Genomic DNA, 15,835 nt, shown 5'->3' with positions numbered 1-15,835 from the left:
AGCAGGGCTGCTGCAAAATGGCAGAGCCTCCTAGTGATAGGTGGGCACGCAAAGGGCGCCCTCGGTGTCTGTTGCGGTTCTTGGGAGAACCTGAAATGCCTGATCAACCGGTAGGTAGCCGGAGATTGGGCCCTCGCCATCGAGTTGGCGCTCGGTGGCGGTGAAGTGGGGCCGTAGATCCTGATGATTGGCGTCATCGGCTGCGGCCGGGCGGTGGAACCCCTTGGCGGGGGTGGCAGCCGCCCCGACGACTACGTCATCTCAACCCCCTCCGGGGGCGAGGTGTATCCACACACAGACACGACGGCGCCCCGCCGGAGCGATCCATCTCGGATCGCGTCCACGGCGGGGCGCCGCTTGTGTGCTTTGGGGCGCATACGGGTACGCTGCATTACGTCGACCTTCCTAGTCTTCAGGTCTGACCACGGAGAGGGCCCCTGCCAGGGGGCGCCGATCCATTCGCGCCGCTCGGACTTGCCTAAGGTCCGGGCGGCGAATTCTTTTGTGACGATCAAGTGCGGCACCAGACTACTCCCCCACAGCAGCCCGCACGCACGTCCCCACCCTCCGTGTCGAACTGAGGCAGGGTGGCAGTGACGCTCCGACAGGCCTTCTACGAAGCACACGTGGCGCAGTCCTCGGCATCTCGTGTCCAAATCGCTGGGGTCCATGCAGAGGTGCTCCTGAAGCCCAGGCATTCGCAGAGCACTTCTGCGCCCCATCCCGGGATCGGGTTTCCACAACTATGTGACTCATCATCACCGTGGAGCGCAGCCTTGTGCCCACAGAGGCACCGGGTGCCCATGCCATGCCCCGCAAGGGACCAAGCCGGCTCCCCGTCATGGAAGTGGTGGTTGCGCCAGGGCCTCGGGGGCGGCGCGATCGAAACCCTCTGGTGAGGCATCACGGGTGCATCAGGAATGGCCTCAAGCTCAGCGGCGGCCTCGTCTAGGGCCCTTCGCCAGTCGCTGTGCCCAAAATCGAACCATTCTCCCTTGAGGCGTCGATCTTGAAAGTGGCGATGAAGCTTGGCCTCAAGATCGGGATCAAGCGTTGAGTGCTGCCAGAGTACCTGCAGCTGGTGTGGTGATCCTGTCTGCAGCTGCCGGGCTCGTGCGTTGGCGTCCATCGAGCGCCCGATCTTGACGAGGCCGGACCCGTTGTCCTCGCCGATGGCGTACACCGCCATCTCGGGCCGTACCCGTGAACTGACCCAACGATCATTCATCTTCAGCTCCAGCCAGACTCAGTCGGTGCGGTTCGTGGTCGTTACGACTGTTCCTTCTGCTGTCCAGGCCCAGGCATCACGCCCTCCCGCCGGCGGTCGTGGCACGGTAGTAGTCGGCCAGGGCAGCTTTGGCTCCCGAGCCTTGGGCCCTTGATCAGGGGGAGCTTCCCCACCGACCTCACCAGTGGCCTCGATGACGATGCTCGTGATTCCGAGGCTCGCAGCCATCAGGGCAGCTGAGCATCCGGCGGGGCCGGCACCGACGATTACGAGCTGGGCGTCGTGCCGCGTGGTGCTCATGCCGCCTCCATGGTGTCGCGGATGACGAAGCTCTGACAGTCAGACAAGTCATGCCTCATTCGTCAGAGGGCTGGACGGATCACCCGGCTGTCGAACCCGCCGTCTCGCAGCCGCTGGAAGGCGCTGACAGCCTCGACGGGGACGTCCTGGTCGACGATGAACCCCTTCTTCGGGTACTCAACCAGACGCTGCAGAGTTCCAACCAACATGTCTACGACAGTCTTGACGCTTCCGATCCGGTCCACGTATTCGCTCAGGGTCATCGATTCAGAAGCGCACACCACATCTACCTCTGGCCACGTCTTCATTGCGGTGGCGAGACTCCTACGCTGCTCGTACGGCTTCGAAACGAGCAGGATGGAGGTGACGGGTGTACCCGCAGCTTGCAGAACCTCGCGCGAGAACCGAAAGTTCTCGGCGGTGTTGGTCGCATGCGTCTCCAAGAGGATCGCTGAGCGGGGAACGCCGAGCGATACTGCATGCTCCGCGTAGTGGACCGCTTCCCCGCGGGGGAAGCGGTCCACGGTGGTCGGACTGTTGGCCCCGCTGAAGACGATGAGCGGTGCCATCTTCTCGAAGTAGAGCTGCGCAGAGTGCGTGGCCACGCCAAGGTCGTGGCTGCCCAGACCGATGATCACCGAGCACGGTCGAATCGTGTGGTGAAGCTGGTGGTAGTCCCACAGCAACTGCGCATCGTCCCAGGCACCCTGGGAGATGCCCGTGCGCGTGTCCATCATCACTTGGCCTGCTTGTCTGTCGAGCTGGTGAACGCATCCTTGACTGTGGCTGCAGGTGTATCCAAAGCGCAGCCGATCTCTTCCCAGGAACATCCCCGCTCTACTGCGGCCTGGACGAGCAGGCGCTGCTCTTGCAGGACCTCCCGAGTGATCGCGACCCCAAGCGCTAGAGCTGCGAGAGGGTCGGCTGCGGTCGTGGAGCCGAGGTCCTGCCGACGACCGAGCGCACGCGCGAGGTGGGTGTCTCGACGGTGAGCCATCGAGATGAGCGCGGCTGGCGGCACGTCTGTAGGCGTTGCAATGTTTGCCGTGTCGATGGCGCGCGGGCGGGCTTCACTGGGCATGCGAGTCTCCTGCTGCAGAGTCTGGGATGAGGAAGTTGTACTCCCACGAAAAGCGGCTGGCCGAGTGCACGCCGACCGCGTACTCGATCACAGTGCCGTCCGCGGTGTAAGTCGTTCGGTGGAGCACCATGACGGGCTCCCCAGCAGGCAGTTCGAGCTCCGCAGATTCGGCCGGCGTCGGCATCCGCGCGTAGAGCTCCTCGGTCATCTGGTGTGGTTCCAGGCCCAGTTCGAGGAACACTCCGAAACCGCCGCCTTTGCCTGCCGGACCCGGGGTGGGGTCCTCCAATCGTGTGCCCTCGACATGCTGCACCTTGTAGTAGCTAGTCAGCGTGTGCGTAGGGACCCCCGCCTCCTTGACCAAGCGAGCCCGGCTGACGACCTCGGTTCCTTCAGGTACGCCGAGTCCCGCCGCGACGGCCCGGGACGCTGGGAGGCGGGAAACCACCTGTGTCTGGTCGTTCCGGTTGTACTCGCGGCCGCTGACGACCCGGTCGGCGATAAAGGCTACTTCGCCCCGGTCGCGCCACTTGGCTTTGTCGTAGCGCTGGATGCCGAGGCGCTTCAGCGGCAGCTGCTCACGCGCGTACACGCCGCCGCCTTGACGGCTCGTGACGACGCCGGCGGACTTCAGACGCAGGACGGCCTGCCGCACCGTCTCCGCCGTGACGCCGTAGCGCGCGACGAGCTGCCTGGTTGTCGGCAACCTCTCGCCAGGGGCGATGTCGCCCGAGTCGATGGCAGCCCGCAGGTCATCGGCGATCCGTTGGGATGCCGGGCGCGGGTCGGGCGGTGTCGTCATGGCGCTAGGTTAGCTCACTTTCGACATTTCACCAGTGATCCTGGTGCTACTTCACTGGTGAAAATCTTCAGACTTCACCAGTGAAGCTCTTGACTCGACTGAGGGTCGCTGCGTACCTTCATTCCGTGACGAACTTCACCAGTGAAGTTGGTGAAGTTCGCTGCCAGCACGAAACCGCAGGTCGCCGCCCACAATTCGGGTGCCGGGTAGCTCCACCAAACCCATGCGACTGCCTCGCAGCAGTGCTGATGCGCTGTCCGCTCCCCAGGGCGCCGGGATTCCCGTGCGGCTTGGGGAGCGGAGAGCGCACCGCAACGCGGCCCTCATCTCCCTCCGCACAGACGAGGAGCACCTGATGACCACCTCGACCGCGATCCCCACCGCCCAGCAGCGCAAGAGCCGGACCCGCACGACGAACGTCTCCAGCAAGCCGCCGATCCTGGTGTCGCAGCTCCCGCCCGCCATGGTCCAGCTCACCCACCGCGCCGAGGTCCTGGCCTGCCCGGCCTGCGACACCTGGTGCCCGCTGACCCTGGACAAGGGCACCAAGCGCTGGAAGCTCTCCCCGCACCACACCGCGAAGGCCGGCACCCCCGGTGCCCGCCGCTGCAGCAACTCCAACCGCTTGGTCACCATCGACGTGACGCTGGTTCGGCTGCAGGAGCAGCAGGTTGAGGCCAGCGTCGACGCCGCCGCCCGCCGGCCGACCAAGGTCCTGCGAAAGGTGCCGACCCCGAAGCCGCCGGCACTCCACCAGCTCACCCCGGCCGCACCGACCGCCGACACCGCCCGCCGCACCTACGAGACGCACCGCACCCGGTGCGCGGCCTGCACCACCGGCAAGAAGGACGGCAAGCTTCGCGTCGTGCACTGCCCCGACGGCGAGCGCCTGGCCGTCACCTACCTCGAGCTGCTGCGTCAGGAGCCGGAGCGCCGCGCCGCCCAGGCCCGGGGCGAGGAGGAGCAGCAGCTCGCCGAGCGCCGCCAGGCGAAGGAGCAGCTCAAGCAGCGCGCCGCCGAGTGGCCGGACGCGCAGGTGGACTTCCTGCTCGCGAAGCGCCGCCGGGCCCAGCACATCACCGGCCGTCTCGTCGAGCCGATCCAGGGCGCGGCGGTGCCGGTCGGAGCCCGCCCGATCGGCGCGGTGCGCAGCGCGGAGGACGTGCTGGACGAGAACCCCATCCGGAAGCGCCAGCGGCTCTCCGCCTGACTAGCACCACGCCGGGCCCGGCCCGGTTCCAGAACTGAACAGCACTCCATCAGCCCGCGGCGGCCCGGAATCTCCGGGTCGCCGCTTCGCATCCCGGAGGTTTTCCGTGCGCTACGCCACCATCTCCCGCGAGCTGCTCCCGCTGCTCATCCGGGCGCTCACCACGCCGGAGCCGCGCCCGGCCGGCACCGCCATCGTCGACCAGCGGCGTACCCCGACCGAGGACAGGCTGGTCGCCGCCGCGAGCCCGCTGCGCTCGGGCCCCCGCTACCGGCCCCGTCGGCTGGCCGTCCTCGCCGCTGCCTGATCAGCGCATCTCTCCTGCGACGCTGCCCGTCGCCGCCGCCCCGGAACCCGGTGCGGCGACGGCGGGGGGACGGCAGGACCGCGCCCCCCGCCAACAGCGACGGCCCCGGGATTCGCTCTCCCGGGGCCGTCCACGTCGCCTGAACTGGAGGCAACGACCTTGCTGCACAACATCATCGCATGCCCCGCGCTGCTGAACACCGCGCCCGGCGACAGCGACCCCGACATGGACGAGGCACTGCGCAGGGCCCGGGGAGGTGGCCGGTGATGGCCGTCACCGTCTTCGGCACCGGCACCGCGCCCGACCTGACCGCGACCGAGCCGATCCTGCCTGCCCCGCGCCCGGGCCTGTACCTGGTGCACCGCCTGGGCGGGATCACCGCCCACCTGACGGCCGACCAGGACACCGTTCAGACCGTGCGGGCCCTGGCGCTGACCGTCCTGGTCGCCCGCGGCGTCGACCTGGAGACCGCCGAGTCCGCGCAGTTGGTCCTGTCCGAGCTGCTCGGCAACGCGGTGCGCGCCTGCGGGCCCCACGCCCCGCTGGTCGTGGAGGTCCACCGCGCTGAGAACGACGCGGTCGTCACCGTCCACGACCCGCTCTTCGGCACCGGCCCGCGCCGCACCGGCACCGCCCCCGACAGCGACGAGGCGGAGTCCGGCCGCGGCCTGGTCCTCCTCGACATCCTCGCCCCCGGCTGGACCGTCACGCCTTCGCCGATCGGCAAGCGGATCCGCTGCCGCATCCCCGCGGCCGGCTGACCGACCGCCGCTCCCCCGCGCCCGCTGCGCCCCGGACCTCGGCCCGGGCGCAGCGGGCCCGCTCGTGAACTTTTCCCGGCCGGAGGCCGTCATGAAGCAGAACACCAGCACCACCGGATCGACCGTCAAGGCCCGGCGCGAGCAGGCCGCCTACCGCCGCTACGTCGTCCGCCAGCTCGGCCCGCAGCAGGTCGGCGGCATCTACCGCTGCGGCTACTGGAACGACGTGTACGAGGTCCTCGCCATCCGGACCGAGTCGCCCTGGCAGATCAGCGTGCGCACCCTGGGCGAGACCCGGATCCGCACGCACTGCACCGCCTGGGACGAGCGCCGTGACCGCGTCCTCGCCGAGCCCGGCGCCGCCGCCCTGACCTTCTGGGCCGAGCACACGCTGGCCGCCCCGGCCGCCAGCGGCGCGCTCCTGGAGCAGCGCCACGTCCTGGACGAAGCCGCCCACCCGGCCACCGTCGCCGCCTTCAGCGAGCTCGCCCGCACCGCCCAGATCAGCTGACCGAGAGGAGCCCGCACCATGACCATGACCACGACCGCCGCCGAGACCGACTGGCGGATGCGCGCGGTGTGCCGCGACGAGGACCCGGAGCTGTTCTTCCCGATCGGCAACACCGGCCCGGCCCTGCTGCAGATCGAGGAAGCCCGATCGGTCTGCCGTCGATGCCCGGTGCTGGAGGACTGCCTCACCTGGGCCCTGACGACCGGTGAGGACGCCGGCGTCTGGGGCGGGCTCTCGGAGGACGAGAGGCGGGCCATGAAGCGCCGCGCCGCCCGCAACCGCGCCCGCACCAACTGACCCCTGCAGCGGTTGCTGTCGTTCGCCCCCGCCCCGGACCGCCGGCGCGGGGGCGTTCGACGGTGCCTGACGCACCCGCCCCCTCTCCCCTATATAGGAGGACCCCGTGAGCAAGCCGACCTGGATGGCCTCGTACCTCGGCCTGGAGCACACCTCGGACCCGCTGGAGCAGCTGGTGGAGCTGGGCCGCTGGCTGGACGAGCCCACCCGGCGCCTGGCCTGGCGCACCGCCCGCAAGGAGAAGCAGGTGGAGGCCACCGACGCCCAGCGCGCCTTCAACGACGCCCAGCGCCCCAGCCTGCAGGTCCCGGCCGCCCAGATCGCCGACCTGCACGAGCACCTGGACCTGGCCCGGGGCCGCGCCGGCCTGCTCGTCCTGGTCGAGGAGCTCGCCGAGGGGACCCGGCTTCGTGTCACCAGCACGGTGTTGCGGTCCGGCCGGCAGCAGGTCGTCGACCGGCAGGCGCAGCGTCTGCTGGCGACGCGGATCAACACCGGCATCCGCCAGCTGCTCGCCGACCTGGCCGCCGACTTCGCCTACCCCGACGAGGTGCACCGCACCGCGGAGGCCGGCCTCAGCCCGCTGACCAGCCGGCTCCAGGCGGTGGAGGCCACCGGCGAGCCGGACGTGCTGGGCCGCTGGGCCGAGGCGATCGAGTTCGCCCTCGCCGTAGTGCAGAACGCCCCGACTCGCTGACCGAGGCCGCGTTTCGGGCCCGGCTGCCTCTCCTTCGCCCGCAGCGGCGGCCGGTTCGCAAGCGCGTGATCGCGTTTCGGGAGTACCGGTCGCCGTTTCGGCACCATCTGAACCGAGCCTTCTGGAGGCCATCGTGACCATGACCGACTGGCCGCGTACCGCGGCCCCGACCGATCCCGACCCGTCCCCGCCGGGCTTCGTTTCGCGCCCGGCCGAGCCGGTTTCGCCCGCGCCCGAACCCGTTTCGGGGGCACTCGGCAGCGTTTCGGGAGTGGCGCCGGCCGCTTCGGGAGCACCCGGCGCCGGCCGCGCGATGAAGATCCTCATGTTCGCGTTGACGGGCGTGGCGGCCGTCGGCGGGATCCTCGTCGGGGCCATCGGATTCGCGATGTCCTACGACACGCTGTCCGCCGTGGCGCTGCACTCCTGGGGCTTCAGCGCGCAGTTGGCGCCGTGGTTCCCGGTGGGTGTGGACGCCTCTATCGTGGCGTTCCTGGCCTTGGACCTGTATCTGGTCCGTAAGGGCACCCCGTGGCCGGTGCTGCGCTTGGCCGCTCACACGATGACCGGTGCGACGATCTGGTTCAACGCGAGCTCGCAGGGTGCCATCGCGGCTGATCCGGTGCGGGCGGTGGCGCACGGCGCGATGCCGTTCCTGTTCGTCATCGGGGTCGAGGCCGCGCGTCGTCTGGTCATTCAGAAGGCCAAGTTGGAGGCCGGGACCGCCAGTGACAAGGTGCCGTTGCACCGCTGGTTGCTCTCGCCGCGGGCCACGCCGAAGTTCTACCGTCGGATGCGGCTGTACGGCATCACCTCCTACCCGGAGATGGTCCGCCGTGACCAGGAGCTCATCGCCTATGAGCTGTGGCTCAAGCGCAAGCACGGCGGCGACCTGAGGGACGCCACCGAGGACGAGCGGCTGCCGATGACGATGGCTCCCTACGGCTACACCGTCGCCCAGGCGCTTGCGATGCCGGACGAGCAGGAGCGCGCGGCGGAGGAGCGTCAGGAGGAGGCAGGGCGCCGGCGCCTGGAGGCCGAGACCCGCCGCCAGCTCGCCGAGGCGAACGCGCAGGCCGAGGCGCTGCGGGCGCAGGGTCAGGTGGAGACGGTCCGGGCGCAGGTGGAGGGCGAGACCGGGCAGGCCCGGGCTCACGCCAGGGCGCAGGTCACGGCGGCCGAGCGGGCTGCCGCGCTGGAGGAGCAGGCGCTGGAGACTGCGGTGATGGCCGAGGCCCGGGCCCGCACGGCGGCCGCCGAGCATCAGGAGGCGATCGAGCGTAGGGCGCAGGCCGCCACCGATCGGGAGGCGGCGGAACTCGAGCGGCTCGCGGCGGAGGAGCGTCGGGCGGCGGCGGAGGCCGACAAGGTCGCCGCGGCGGAGGCCCGCGCGATCGACACGCAGACCATCGCGGTGGCCCGCCGGGCCACTGCCGAAGCGGATAGGGCTGCTGCCGAAAGGGAGGAGGCCGCTGCCGAAACGCGGCGTGTCACTGCCGAAACGAACCGCAGGACGGCGGAGGAGGAGGCGCGCCGGCAGGCCGCTGTTGCCGCCGCCGAGGAGTCGAAGAAGGCCGCTGCCGAAGCCGAGCGGGCTGCTGCCGAAACGCGGCGGGCCGCTGCCGAAATCGAGCGTCGCGCGGTCGAAGCGGAGGACGTCGCCAAGCTGAAGCCGCGCGAGCGGGCGGTGCGCAAGGTCGCCCGGATGATCCTCACGACGCCCGATCGTGACCCCGAGCAGTTGCCGCTCGCGCAGATCATGGCCGAGCTGGCTGTCTCCTCCTCCGCCACCGCCTCCGAGTACCGCCAGGAGGCCGGCGAGCTGCTCGCCGCCGGCTACCACGGTCACCTGCTCTGAAGAGCGGCCGGAGCGTGGCAGTGGTGGGAGAGCAGTCCGGACGGGGGCGTTGATGTCGCCCCCGTCCGGGCCTTCATCCAACCACGCCCACCGCGCTGAGCGGGGGCGAAACAGCACGTCACAACAGCAGTCCCGTCCGGCTGTTCGTAGCCGTTCCCGACCATCCGAAGAGGTGGGTGCGGGGGCGGTCACGGCCGTCCGGCCGACACCGAGGACGCTGCCCGGCTGGTGTCGGGTGGCCCGATTCCCGTTCGGAGGGGAGCAGTGAGCAGTCCCGCGCAGCCGCCGGCCTGGCGGCGCAAGAGGGAGACGAAGCGCTCGGAGGAGAGCGCCAGACGGGTCGCGGCGCACCAGGTGCGGCTGCGGTCGAGGGCGGTGGCCGGCGGCGCGAAGGCCTCGGCGGAGGCCGAGTGGGACATCGTGCGGCGGGTGATCGGGGGCCTGCCGGAGGCGGCCCGGGACGGGGAGTGGGCGCAGTTGGCCGCGGTACTGCGGCAGCTGTCGACGCGTCTGACGGTCGGTCACAACCCGTAGCTGCTGCCGGGGGTTCGTGAATTTCACGATCCCGAATTCACGTCCGAGCGTGAATGTGCGGACCCGTAACGCGTAGGGGCGCGCGTGCGCGCACGCGAGAGTACGGGGTCACTGCCTGTGATGGCAAGTGGCCTGAGGGAGTGTCGCGACCGGCCGTCGGCCGGTCGCTTTTCTTGATCCACGAGCCCCTTGGGAGGGGACGGTCATGGCAGTTGTCGACGGTCTGGTGAGCGCCGGTGTCGGCGTTCTGAGCGTGGGTGTGTCGGTGGCGCTGCAGGTGCTCGCCACCGCCGGGTCCACGGTGACGGCGGGGATGGGCAAGCGCCACCGCGGTGGCGGGGGCCGGGGCGGCGGCGCCGTGTCGCAGACGCTGAACAGCGTGCTCTCCAAGCTGGAGATGCCGCGCCTGCACGTGGCCTTGTTCCTCACCGGTGGGGCCGGTGTGGCTGGTACCGGGCTGGGTCACCTGATCAACGAGCTGAGTACCTGGGCGAACCAACTGGTCGCGTCCTGGCTGCGGGCCTGGGTCGGGGACGGGGTCGGGTTCCTGGTCTCGGGGGCGGCGCTGGTGATCCTGATGCGTGACGTGCGGGACGACGAGGCCGGCACCCGGACGCTGGCGCTGGCACTGGCGGTGCCGTCCCTGCTCGCGGCGATCCCCGGCCCGGTCGGGCACGCGGCCGCGGTGGCGGTCACCTGGGTTGTCACCACGGTGGCGCACGTGGTCGCCAGCGCCTTCGCCACGAAGTAGCGGAAGAGAAGGGGAGAGCCTGATGGAGATCCTCATCATGATGGCGCTCGCGTACGCGCTCGGCGGTGGCATCACCGCCGGGCACGCGACCGCCCAGCAGCACACCAAGACCCCCAAGGCGCCCAAGCCGATCGATCGGACGCAAGCCGGCAGGAAGGCCACCCAGGGCGCCATCAACTCGATTGCCCGGGTCTACACCTGGAGCTCGGGGGCGAAGGAGGGCTGGCGCAAGGCCTGGCCCGAGACCAAGACGGCGATCAGCGAGCGCCGCGCGACGGTGAAGGCGGCCAAGGCCGAACGCAAGACGACAGTCGACGCGCAGAAGACGGCGCCGGCGAAGACCGCGCCGCAGACCCCGCAGGACCCGGAGATCCTCGATGCGGAGATCGTCGAGGACGACGAGGTGGTCAACACCGGCGGCCCCACCGCGCCGAGCACGGAGAAGATCGCCGAGGCGAAGGCGGCGGGCGCCGCTGCGAGTACCGACGCCACGGTCCGGGTCCACGTCGTCGCCGACCCCGCCCCGCCCGCCGGCGCGACCGTCGCCGGGGCCCGGCCCGTGCCGCCCAAACCGACCCACCGGCCCACCGCCGGCGGCCCCGGGCCGGCAACACCGACTGGACACGGACCGGCCCCCGCACGGGCGCCCTCCGGGCTCTTCCCACCGGACGAGCCCCTGGAGGACCTCCCGGACTGGCTCTTCCGGGACGACCTGCTGGGCGCGCCCAGCAGCCGGGCAGAGCCCCAGGCCCCGGCCGCACCGGGCCTGCGCCTGGTCAAGGACCCGGCGCTGCCCACCCCCGCACCGCCCATCCCCGCCCCGCCCGGCCCCGCCACCGGCGGGGCCGCAACCCCGAGGAGCAGCATGACCAACCTGCCCACCGCCTCGGCCGGCACCGCCACCGTTGAGGTGAACGGCGTCGACTCCCTGCAGCTGTGGCTGCGTCAGATGCACGGCTGGGCGCAGTTGGAGATGGAGGACGCCCAGGCCGCGGTCACGCGGATCTCCGACCTGCAGGCCAAGGCCGAGGCCGCCTATGCGGCGGCGGCCGGTGCGAAGTACGACCCGAAGACGCTGGGCGAGTTGGCGGCGATCGTCGACCAGCTCGGCCACCTGCGGGCCACCCGCGAGAAGGACCTGGCTTCCTCGGAGCTGGCCGCGCACAACGCGACGGCGTCGGGGCACAACGTCCAGTTCCGTCACGGCGCGATCAACGAGGCCGCGGCCGCGGCTCCGGTCGAGATGGCCGAGTCCACCACCTACGGCGACTGACCGCCGCAGACCGAGAGGAACAGCAGCCCACATGGGAGAGATCAGCCGCCGACCGGCAGAGATCAGCTACCGCCAGGTCTTGGAGTCCCTGGCCCGACTGGCCGCTGCGACGGCGGCCGAGGAACTGGCCGCCCGTCAGCGGTTCGAGCGGGTGACGGCCAAGGTCGCCGACGCCGACCGCGTCTACCACTCGCTGCGCGCCCTGGGGTTCGACCCGTTCACGCTCGGCGACATGGAGCAGGTCGGGCAGGCGCTCATCGGGCAGGCCACCGCCGTGATGGACGCCGCCAACTCGGCGATCGAGTTGAACACCGCCGCCCACCAGGCCGGCCGCAACATCCAGCAGCGCCACAGCGGCATCGACGTCGCTGTGGCCTCGGCGCCGGTGCCGGCCGCCAACCGGGAGGCCTACAACAACCGGCTCTGACCCCGGGTGTCGCATCCCGGTCGCACACCGCACCGCCCGCCCCCGCGCACCACCGGGGGCGGGCGGTCGGGTGTCCGGCCGAGGTGCCGCACCCCCGGCGCCAGCTCCAACCAGAAGGGAGGCGCTTCGTTCGCCGCGCTCGGTGCCACCGGGTGGCCGTACGCACGTGCGCTCTTCGGGCTGGTCATCGTTTCGCCCGTCTACTGACCCCGCCTTCACCCCGCCCCGCCCTCACCTCGCCCCGCCCCGCTCGGCCCTGAAGGGACCACCCGTGAGCAAGACCGCCGCCGCCCCGCCCGGGGCGGACACGACCACCGCCCCCGTAGGCGGCCCGCTGTCCGTGCGCCTGGCCCGCGGCGCCTACCGCAAGGCCTGGCGCCACCGCCGCCACCTCGCCCCGCTCTACAGTGCGGCCGCACTCGCCGCCTACGGCCAGGCCCTGGTGCTCGCCCCGCACGGCGGCTACGGCGCCCTGGCTGCTGACCTGGCGCTGCCCGCCGGCGTCGCCGGCCTGCGGGCCTGGCGCAGGAAGAAGCCCTACACCGCGAAGGTCGCCCGCTTCCTGCACACCCACCGGGCGCTGCCGACTCCGCCGGACCGGCCGATGCGCCGCGGCGAGCTGCTGCGTACCTCGGCCGCCACGGCGGCGGCCGGCACGCTGCTCACTGCGATGCCGTTCCTGCACACCGGCCCGTTCCAGGCGCCGATCGCCGGCTGGCTCTGGTTCGCCTGGCTGCCCGTGACCGCCGCACCGTGGTGGTGGCGCCGCCGGATCCGCGCGGCCCAGGAGCCGGCCGAGGCGGACGTCACGCTGCAGGCGGCCCGCTGGGCGGCGAAGGTCGGCTCCAGCCGGGGCGCGCTGCCCGGCTCGGTGCTTGCGAACGTCCGCGAGCTGGACGTGCAGGGCGCCTGGGCCGCGGACATCATCCTCGACGCGGAGCGGCACACCACCGGCGACGCTCGCATGATGTCGGGCCGCATCGCCGGAGCGCTCGGCGTCCCGGTCGCCTCCGTCGCGGTCGACGCCCCCGCGGACGGCACCAACGACAAGGCCACCCTGCTCGTCTACGAGACGAACCCGCTGATCGAGGTCCCGCACTGCCCCGTCGAGACGGCGCTGGACACCACCACCGGCATCGCGGCCCTGGGCCCGCACATCGACGGCAGCCCCGCCCTCTACCAAATGTGGCGCCCCGGCTGGGGCGCGGTCCACGACCACATCTCAGGGGCCACCGGCTCCGGCAAGAGTGGTGTCGTCACCAGCCTCTTCGCCATCGAACGCTGGGCGAAAGGACTGATCTGCTCCTGGGGCGGCGACCCCCAGTTCGGCAAGAGCTTCGGCTACTGGTGCGACTACCTCGACTACTTCGCCCCCGGCGTCGACGAGTGCTTCGCCATGCTGCTGGCCGCCGACGCCGAACTCGACCGCCGCTCCAAAGCATCCGCGTTCGCCACCTGGACCGATGCCGACGGCGACCTCATGTACGGCGAGACCGACTTCGTCCCCACCGTCGAGGAGCCGCTGCTCGTCATCACCATCGACGAATGGCAGGACGTCTGGGGCGCCTACCCCGAAGCCATCGACCTCGCGGTCCGCCTCGCGATCCTCGGCCGCAAGTGCGGCATCAAGCTGCGCCTGATCACCCACCTGCCAACCCTCGACTCCGTCGGCTCCCCCAAGCTCCGCCAGCCGCTCACCAGCGGCAACATCATCGCGCTGCGCACCACCGAGCGCTCGGCCGGGCACGTCATCAACCTGCCCGCCGACCCGAACGACCTGCCCACCACCTGGCCGGGCCTGCCCGGCTCCACGACCACGGGCATCGGGTTCATCAAGTCCGTGGAAGCCCGCGCCGCGGTCTTCCGTGGCTGGCGGCCCGAGAAGAAGGAGACAGCGACCCGCTGGGCCAAGGGCGGCCAGCCCGGCACCCTGGGCGAGGAATCCCGCGAGGTGTGCGGGACGGCCTACACCCAGTGGCGCGAGCGCTTGGCCGCGCGCCGCCGCGGCGAGCAGCCCGAGGTGCCCGGTGTCGACACCCCCTTCGACGGCGAGGGTGAGAAGGCCGGCGCCGCACCGGCCGTGCAGCAGGCCGGCACGACCGGCGGCAAGGCGGGCAAGGTCGCCATGGCCAAGCCCGCCGACCGCATCCCCGCCCAGGCCAGCTCGGCGTCCGCAGCCGAGTTCGCGAACCTGGTCTCCGCCAACAACGCCCCCGCCCGCGGCGAGAAGAAGCGGGCGATCCTCGCCTACCTGGAAGAGCGCGGCGAGTGCACCAGCGGCGTCATCGCCGCCCACCTCGGCGTCTCGCCCTCCACGGTCTCCCAGACCCTGCGCAAGGCCGCCGACAGGGGCGAGGCCCGCGACCTGGGCCACGGCAAGTGGGGCTCCGCCCAGCTCGCCGCAGCCTGACCCACCCTCACCAACCCGACCCGGACCGTGCCTGCCCCGCCACCGTGGGGCAGGCACGGTCCTTTCACACCAGAGAGAAGGCCACCGTGCCCGTCCCCCACCTGATCGTCGGCCCTACCGGCTCCGGCAAAAAGTCCCACACCATCGAGGAGCTGATCGCCGCCGAGAAGCGCGCCTGCGGCCCGACCGTCGCCATCTGGGGCATCGAACCGGGCGGCAGCCGCCTGGCCGGCCTGGACCGCACCGTCGGCGCCGACCAGGCCGTGCAGCTGCTCACCGAGGCCGCCGCCATCGCCGCCGAGCGCCTCGGCCGCGGCCGCGAACACGAGCCCACCGCGGCCGAGCCGCGCATCCGCATCGTCATCGACGGCGCCGAGCCCGTCCTGTGCCAGGACGAAGCCGCCCACCTGCTCAAGGTCCTGGCCCTCACCGGCCGCAAGGGCTCCGTCGAGACCGTCCTCGCCGTGTCCGACTCCAGCCTGCAGAGCTGGCCGTACGGCCTGCGCCACGGGCCCGTCACCGAGCTCCACCGCCGCCCCCGCACCACCTGACCAAGCCTCACCAACCCCCTCTCCCGGCCTCTCCGAGGGCCGCCGGCCCTGCCCGCCACCGGGCCGGTCCGGCAGCCCCAGAAGGCGCCCGGCGCCCCCGCCCGACCGCCTCCCGGCCCGTCCCGCAGCCCCAAGGAGCCCCGCCGTGACCGACCTCCGTCTCCTCCCCATCACCGGCCAGCCTGCCGACCAGCAGGTCATCCTCCTGGAGCCCGGCTACCTGCCGGCGACCCTGAACGGCCAGGTCGTCGCCATCCCGCTGAATCCGGAGTCCCGGGAGGCCACCTGCGTGCCCGGCCTCGTTGGCGGCCAAGCCGAAGCCATCCCCGTTCACGACCCGGTCGCGACGCTGGAGGCGACCACCGCCCGCCTGAACGCCGAGCTCACCGCAGCGCTTGCCATCCGCATGCCCGGGCCCACCACCCCGGTGCAGCCGGTAGCCGAACCGGGCCTGTCGCTCGCGGTGCGCCAGTACGTCCTCTACGGCTCCATCGCCTCCCTCGCGGCCGGCGGCGCGGTGTGGATGCTGGGCGCCGCCGTGGCCGAGGTCGCCCCCCACGCCGGCGAGCTCGGCGACCTCCTCAAATGGGCCGCCGTCCTCGTCGCCGCCGTCGTGCTCGGGGTGGCCGGCGTTCTCGGCAAGCTGCGCTCCGTCGCCGCCGGAACCACCTCCGGGACGACGGCGAGCGGCGACGGCGCCAGCGCGACCGGCACGGTCCTGGCCCTGGTCCACCGCACCCACCAGACCCACATCGGCCGCCAGTCCGCCGGCTGGCGCGGCTCCATCACCAACAACAACGGCTGAACCCACCCGACACCCACCGAAGGAAACGCCCC

At 71.5% G+C, this 15,835-nt stretch carries 19 protein-coding genes; 14 read left to right on the top strand and 5 right to left on the bottom strand.

Annotation, left to right across the window (positions count from 1 at the left end):
- Nucleotides 1-613: 613 nt before the first annotated feature.
- The 5 genes from ABD323_RS45995 to ABD323_RS12800 all read right to left on the bottom strand — a co-directional run bounded on the left by ABD323_RS45995 (nt 614) and on the right by ABD323_RS12800 (nt 3,411).
- Nucleotides 614-1,189: a GIY-YIG nuclease family protein gene (locus ABD323_RS45995; protein ID WP_425555973.1), complete on the bottom strand. Its 576-nt coding sequence runs from the start codon at nt 1,187-1,189 to the stop codon at nt 614-616.
- Between the two features lie 57 nt (nt 1,190-1,246).
- Nucleotides 1,247-1,528 carry an FAD-dependent oxidoreductase gene (locus ABD323_RS12815; protein WP_344441533.1) on the bottom strand — a complete coding sequence of 94 codons (282 nt, stop codon included), beginning with the start codon at nt 1,526-1,528 and terminating at the stop codon, nt 1,247-1,249.
- 62 nt (nt 1,529-1,590) lie between these two features.
- On the bottom strand, nt 1,591-2,262 hold the full coding sequence (locus ABD323_RS12810) for a YdcF family protein (protein ID WP_344441553.1): 672 nt from the start codon (nt 2,260-2,262) through the stop codon (nt 1,591-1,593).
- 2 nt (nt 2,263-2,264) lie between these two features.
- Nucleotides 2,265-2,609, bottom strand: coding sequence for a hypothetical protein (locus ABD323_RS12805; RefSeq protein ID WP_344441532.1), 345 nt, complete (start codon nt 2,607-2,609; stop codon nt 2,265-2,267).
- Nucleotides 2,599-3,411, bottom strand: coding sequence for a GntR family transcriptional regulator (locus ABD323_RS12800; RefSeq protein ID WP_344441531.1), 813 nt, complete (start codon nt 3,409-3,411; stop codon nt 2,599-2,601). The genes ABD323_RS12805 and ABD323_RS12800 overlap by 11 nt, the downstream gene beginning before the upstream one ends.
- Before the next feature lie 355 nt (nt 3,412-3,766).
- On the opposite strand from ABD323_RS12800, the gene ABD323_RS12795 reads away from it, so the two are divergent.
- From ABD323_RS12795 to ABD323_RS12730, 14 genes are all read left to right on the top strand, one after another.
- Nucleotides 3,767-4,621, top strand: coding sequence for a hypothetical protein (locus ABD323_RS12795; protein ID WP_344441530.1), 855 nt, complete (start codon nt 3,767-3,769; stop codon nt 4,619-4,621).
- 106 nt (nt 4,622-4,727) lie between these two features.
- Complete coding sequence (locus tag ABD323_RS12790) at nt 4,728-4,928, top strand: hypothetical protein (protein WP_344441529.1); 201 nt, start codon at nt 4,728-4,730, stop codon at nt 4,926-4,928.
- A 266-nt stretch (nt 4,929-5,194) separates the two neighbouring features.
- Nucleotides 5,195-5,689, top strand: coding sequence for an ATP-binding protein (locus ABD323_RS12785; protein ID WP_344441528.1), 495 nt, complete (start codon nt 5,195-5,197; stop codon nt 5,687-5,689).
- Between the two features lie 91 nt (nt 5,690-5,780).
- Nucleotides 5,781-6,200 carry a hypothetical protein gene (locus tag ABD323_RS12780; protein ID WP_344441527.1) on the top strand — a complete coding sequence of 140 codons (420 nt, stop codon included), beginning with the start codon at nt 5,781-5,783 and terminating at the stop codon, nt 6,198-6,200.
- A gap of 24 nt (nt 6,201-6,224) precedes the next feature.
- A complete protein-coding gene (locus ABD323_RS12775) occupies nt 6,225-6,497 on the top strand; it encodes a WhiB family transcriptional regulator (RefSeq protein WP_344441552.1) in 273 nt (90 codons plus the stop codon).
- A gap of 106 nt (nt 6,498-6,603) precedes the next feature.
- Nucleotides 6,604-7,194, top strand: coding sequence for a hypothetical protein (locus ABD323_RS12770; RefSeq protein ID WP_344441525.1), 591 nt, complete (start codon nt 6,604-6,606; stop codon nt 7,192-7,194).
- 139 nt (nt 7,195-7,333) lie between these two features.
- Entirely contained in the window at nt 7,334-9,052 is a 1,719-nt protein-coding gene (locus ABD323_RS12765; protein WP_344441551.1) for a DUF2637 domain-containing protein, read from the top strand.
- A 264-nt stretch (nt 9,053-9,316) separates the two neighbouring features.
- Complete coding sequence (locus ABD323_RS12760; RefSeq protein ID WP_344441524.1) at nt 9,317-9,586, top strand: hypothetical protein; 270 nt, start codon at nt 9,317-9,319, stop codon at nt 9,584-9,586.
- Between the two features lie 205 nt (nt 9,587-9,791).
- The gene (locus ABD323_RS12755; RefSeq protein WP_344441522.1) at nt 9,792-10,337 is read left to right on the top strand and encodes a hypothetical protein; all 546 of its coding nucleotides are present in this window, start codon (nt 9,792-9,794) and stop codon (nt 10,335-10,337) included.
- Nucleotides 10,338-10,359: 22 nt separating this feature from the next.
- Nucleotides 10,360-11,610 (top strand): hypothetical protein, encoded by a 1,251-nt coding sequence (locus ABD323_RS12750; protein ID WP_344441521.1) that lies wholly within the window; start codon nt 10,360-10,362, stop codon nt 11,608-11,610.
- Nucleotides 11,611-11,641: 31 nt separating this feature from the next.
- A complete protein-coding gene (locus ABD323_RS12745) occupies nt 11,642-12,037 on the top strand; it encodes a hypothetical protein (protein ID WP_344441520.1) in 396 nt (131 codons plus the stop codon).
- A gap of 271 nt (nt 12,038-12,308) precedes the next feature.
- Complete coding sequence (locus ABD323_RS12740; RefSeq protein WP_344441519.1) at nt 12,309-14,447, top strand: ArsR family transcriptional regulator; 2,139 nt, start codon at nt 12,309-12,311, stop codon at nt 14,445-14,447.
- An 86-nt stretch (nt 14,448-14,533) separates the two neighbouring features.
- Nucleotides 14,534-14,998 carry a hypothetical protein gene (locus tag ABD323_RS12735; RefSeq protein ID WP_344441518.1) on the top strand — a complete coding sequence of 155 codons (465 nt, stop codon included), beginning with the start codon at nt 14,534-14,536 and terminating at the stop codon, nt 14,996-14,998.
- Nucleotides 14,999-15,143: 145 nt separating this feature from the next.
- Nucleotides 15,144-15,803: a hypothetical protein gene (locus ABD323_RS12730; protein WP_344441517.1), complete on the top strand. Its 660-nt coding sequence runs from the start codon at nt 15,144-15,146 to the stop codon at nt 15,801-15,803.
- Nucleotides 15,804-15,835: the final 32 nt, after the last annotated feature.

Source organism: Kitasatospora nipponensis, assembly GCF_039528135.1.
Classification (GTDB): Bacteria; Actinomycetota; Actinomycetes; order Streptomycetales; family Streptomycetaceae; genus Kitasatospora; species Kitasatospora nipponensis.
Note: the sequence above shows the minus strand (reverse complement) of the source record. Positions and strands in the feature narration are given on the sequence as shown.

What these genes read in the sequence shown, in the direction of transcription:
- ABD323_RS12755 (WP_344441522.1), top strand. Translation starts at nt 9,792, where the DNA reads ATGGCAGTTGTCGACGGTCTGGTGAGCGCCGGTGTCGGCGTTCTGAGC.
- ABD323_RS12745 (WP_344441520.1), top strand. Translation starts at nt 11,642, where the DNA reads ATGGGAGAGATCAGCCGCCGACCGGCAGAGATCAGCTACCGCCAGGTC.
- ABD323_RS12780 (WP_344441527.1), top strand. Translation starts at nt 5,781, where the DNA reads ATGAAGCAGAACACCAGCACCACCGGATCGACCGTCAAGGCCCGGCGC.
- ABD323_RS12800 (WP_344441531.1), bottom strand. Translation starts at nt 3,411, where the DNA reads ATGACGACACCGCCCGACCCGCGCCCGGCATCCCAACGGATCGCCGAT.
- ABD323_RS12775 (WP_344441552.1), top strand. Translation starts at nt 6,225, where the DNA reads ATGACCACGACCGCCGCCGAGACCGACTGGCGGATGCGCGCGGTGTGC.
- ABD323_RS12750 (WP_344441521.1), top strand. Translation starts at nt 10,360, where the DNA reads ATGGAGATCCTCATCATGATGGCGCTCGCGTACGCGCTCGGCGGTGGC.
- ABD323_RS12810 (WP_344441553.1), bottom strand. Translation starts at nt 2,262, where the DNA reads ATGGACACGCGCACGGGCATCTCCCAGGGTGCCTGGGACGATGCGCAG.
- ABD323_RS12795 (WP_344441530.1), top strand. Translation starts at nt 3,767, where the DNA reads ATGACCACCTCGACCGCGATCCCCACCGCCCAGCAGCGCAAGAGCCGG.
- ABD323_RS12785 (WP_344441528.1), top strand. Translation starts at nt 5,195, where the DNA reads ATGGCCGTCACCGTCTTCGGCACCGGCACCGCGCCCGACCTGACCGCG.
- ABD323_RS12765 (WP_344441551.1), top strand. Translation starts at nt 7,334, where the DNA reads ATGACCGACTGGCCGCGTACCGCGGCCCCGACCGATCCCGACCCGTCC.
- ABD323_RS12815 (WP_344441533.1), bottom strand. Translation starts at nt 1,528, where the DNA reads ATGAGCACCACGCGGCACGACGCCCAGCTCGTAATCGTCGGTGCCGGC.
- ABD323_RS12805 (WP_344441532.1), bottom strand. Translation starts at nt 2,609, where the DNA reads ATGCCCAGTGAAGCCCGCCCGCGCGCCATCGACACGGCAAACATTGCA.
- ABD323_RS45995 (WP_425555973.1), bottom strand. Translation starts at nt 1,189, where the DNA reads ATGGCGGTGTACGCCATCGGCGAGGACAACGGGTCCGGCCTCGTCAAG.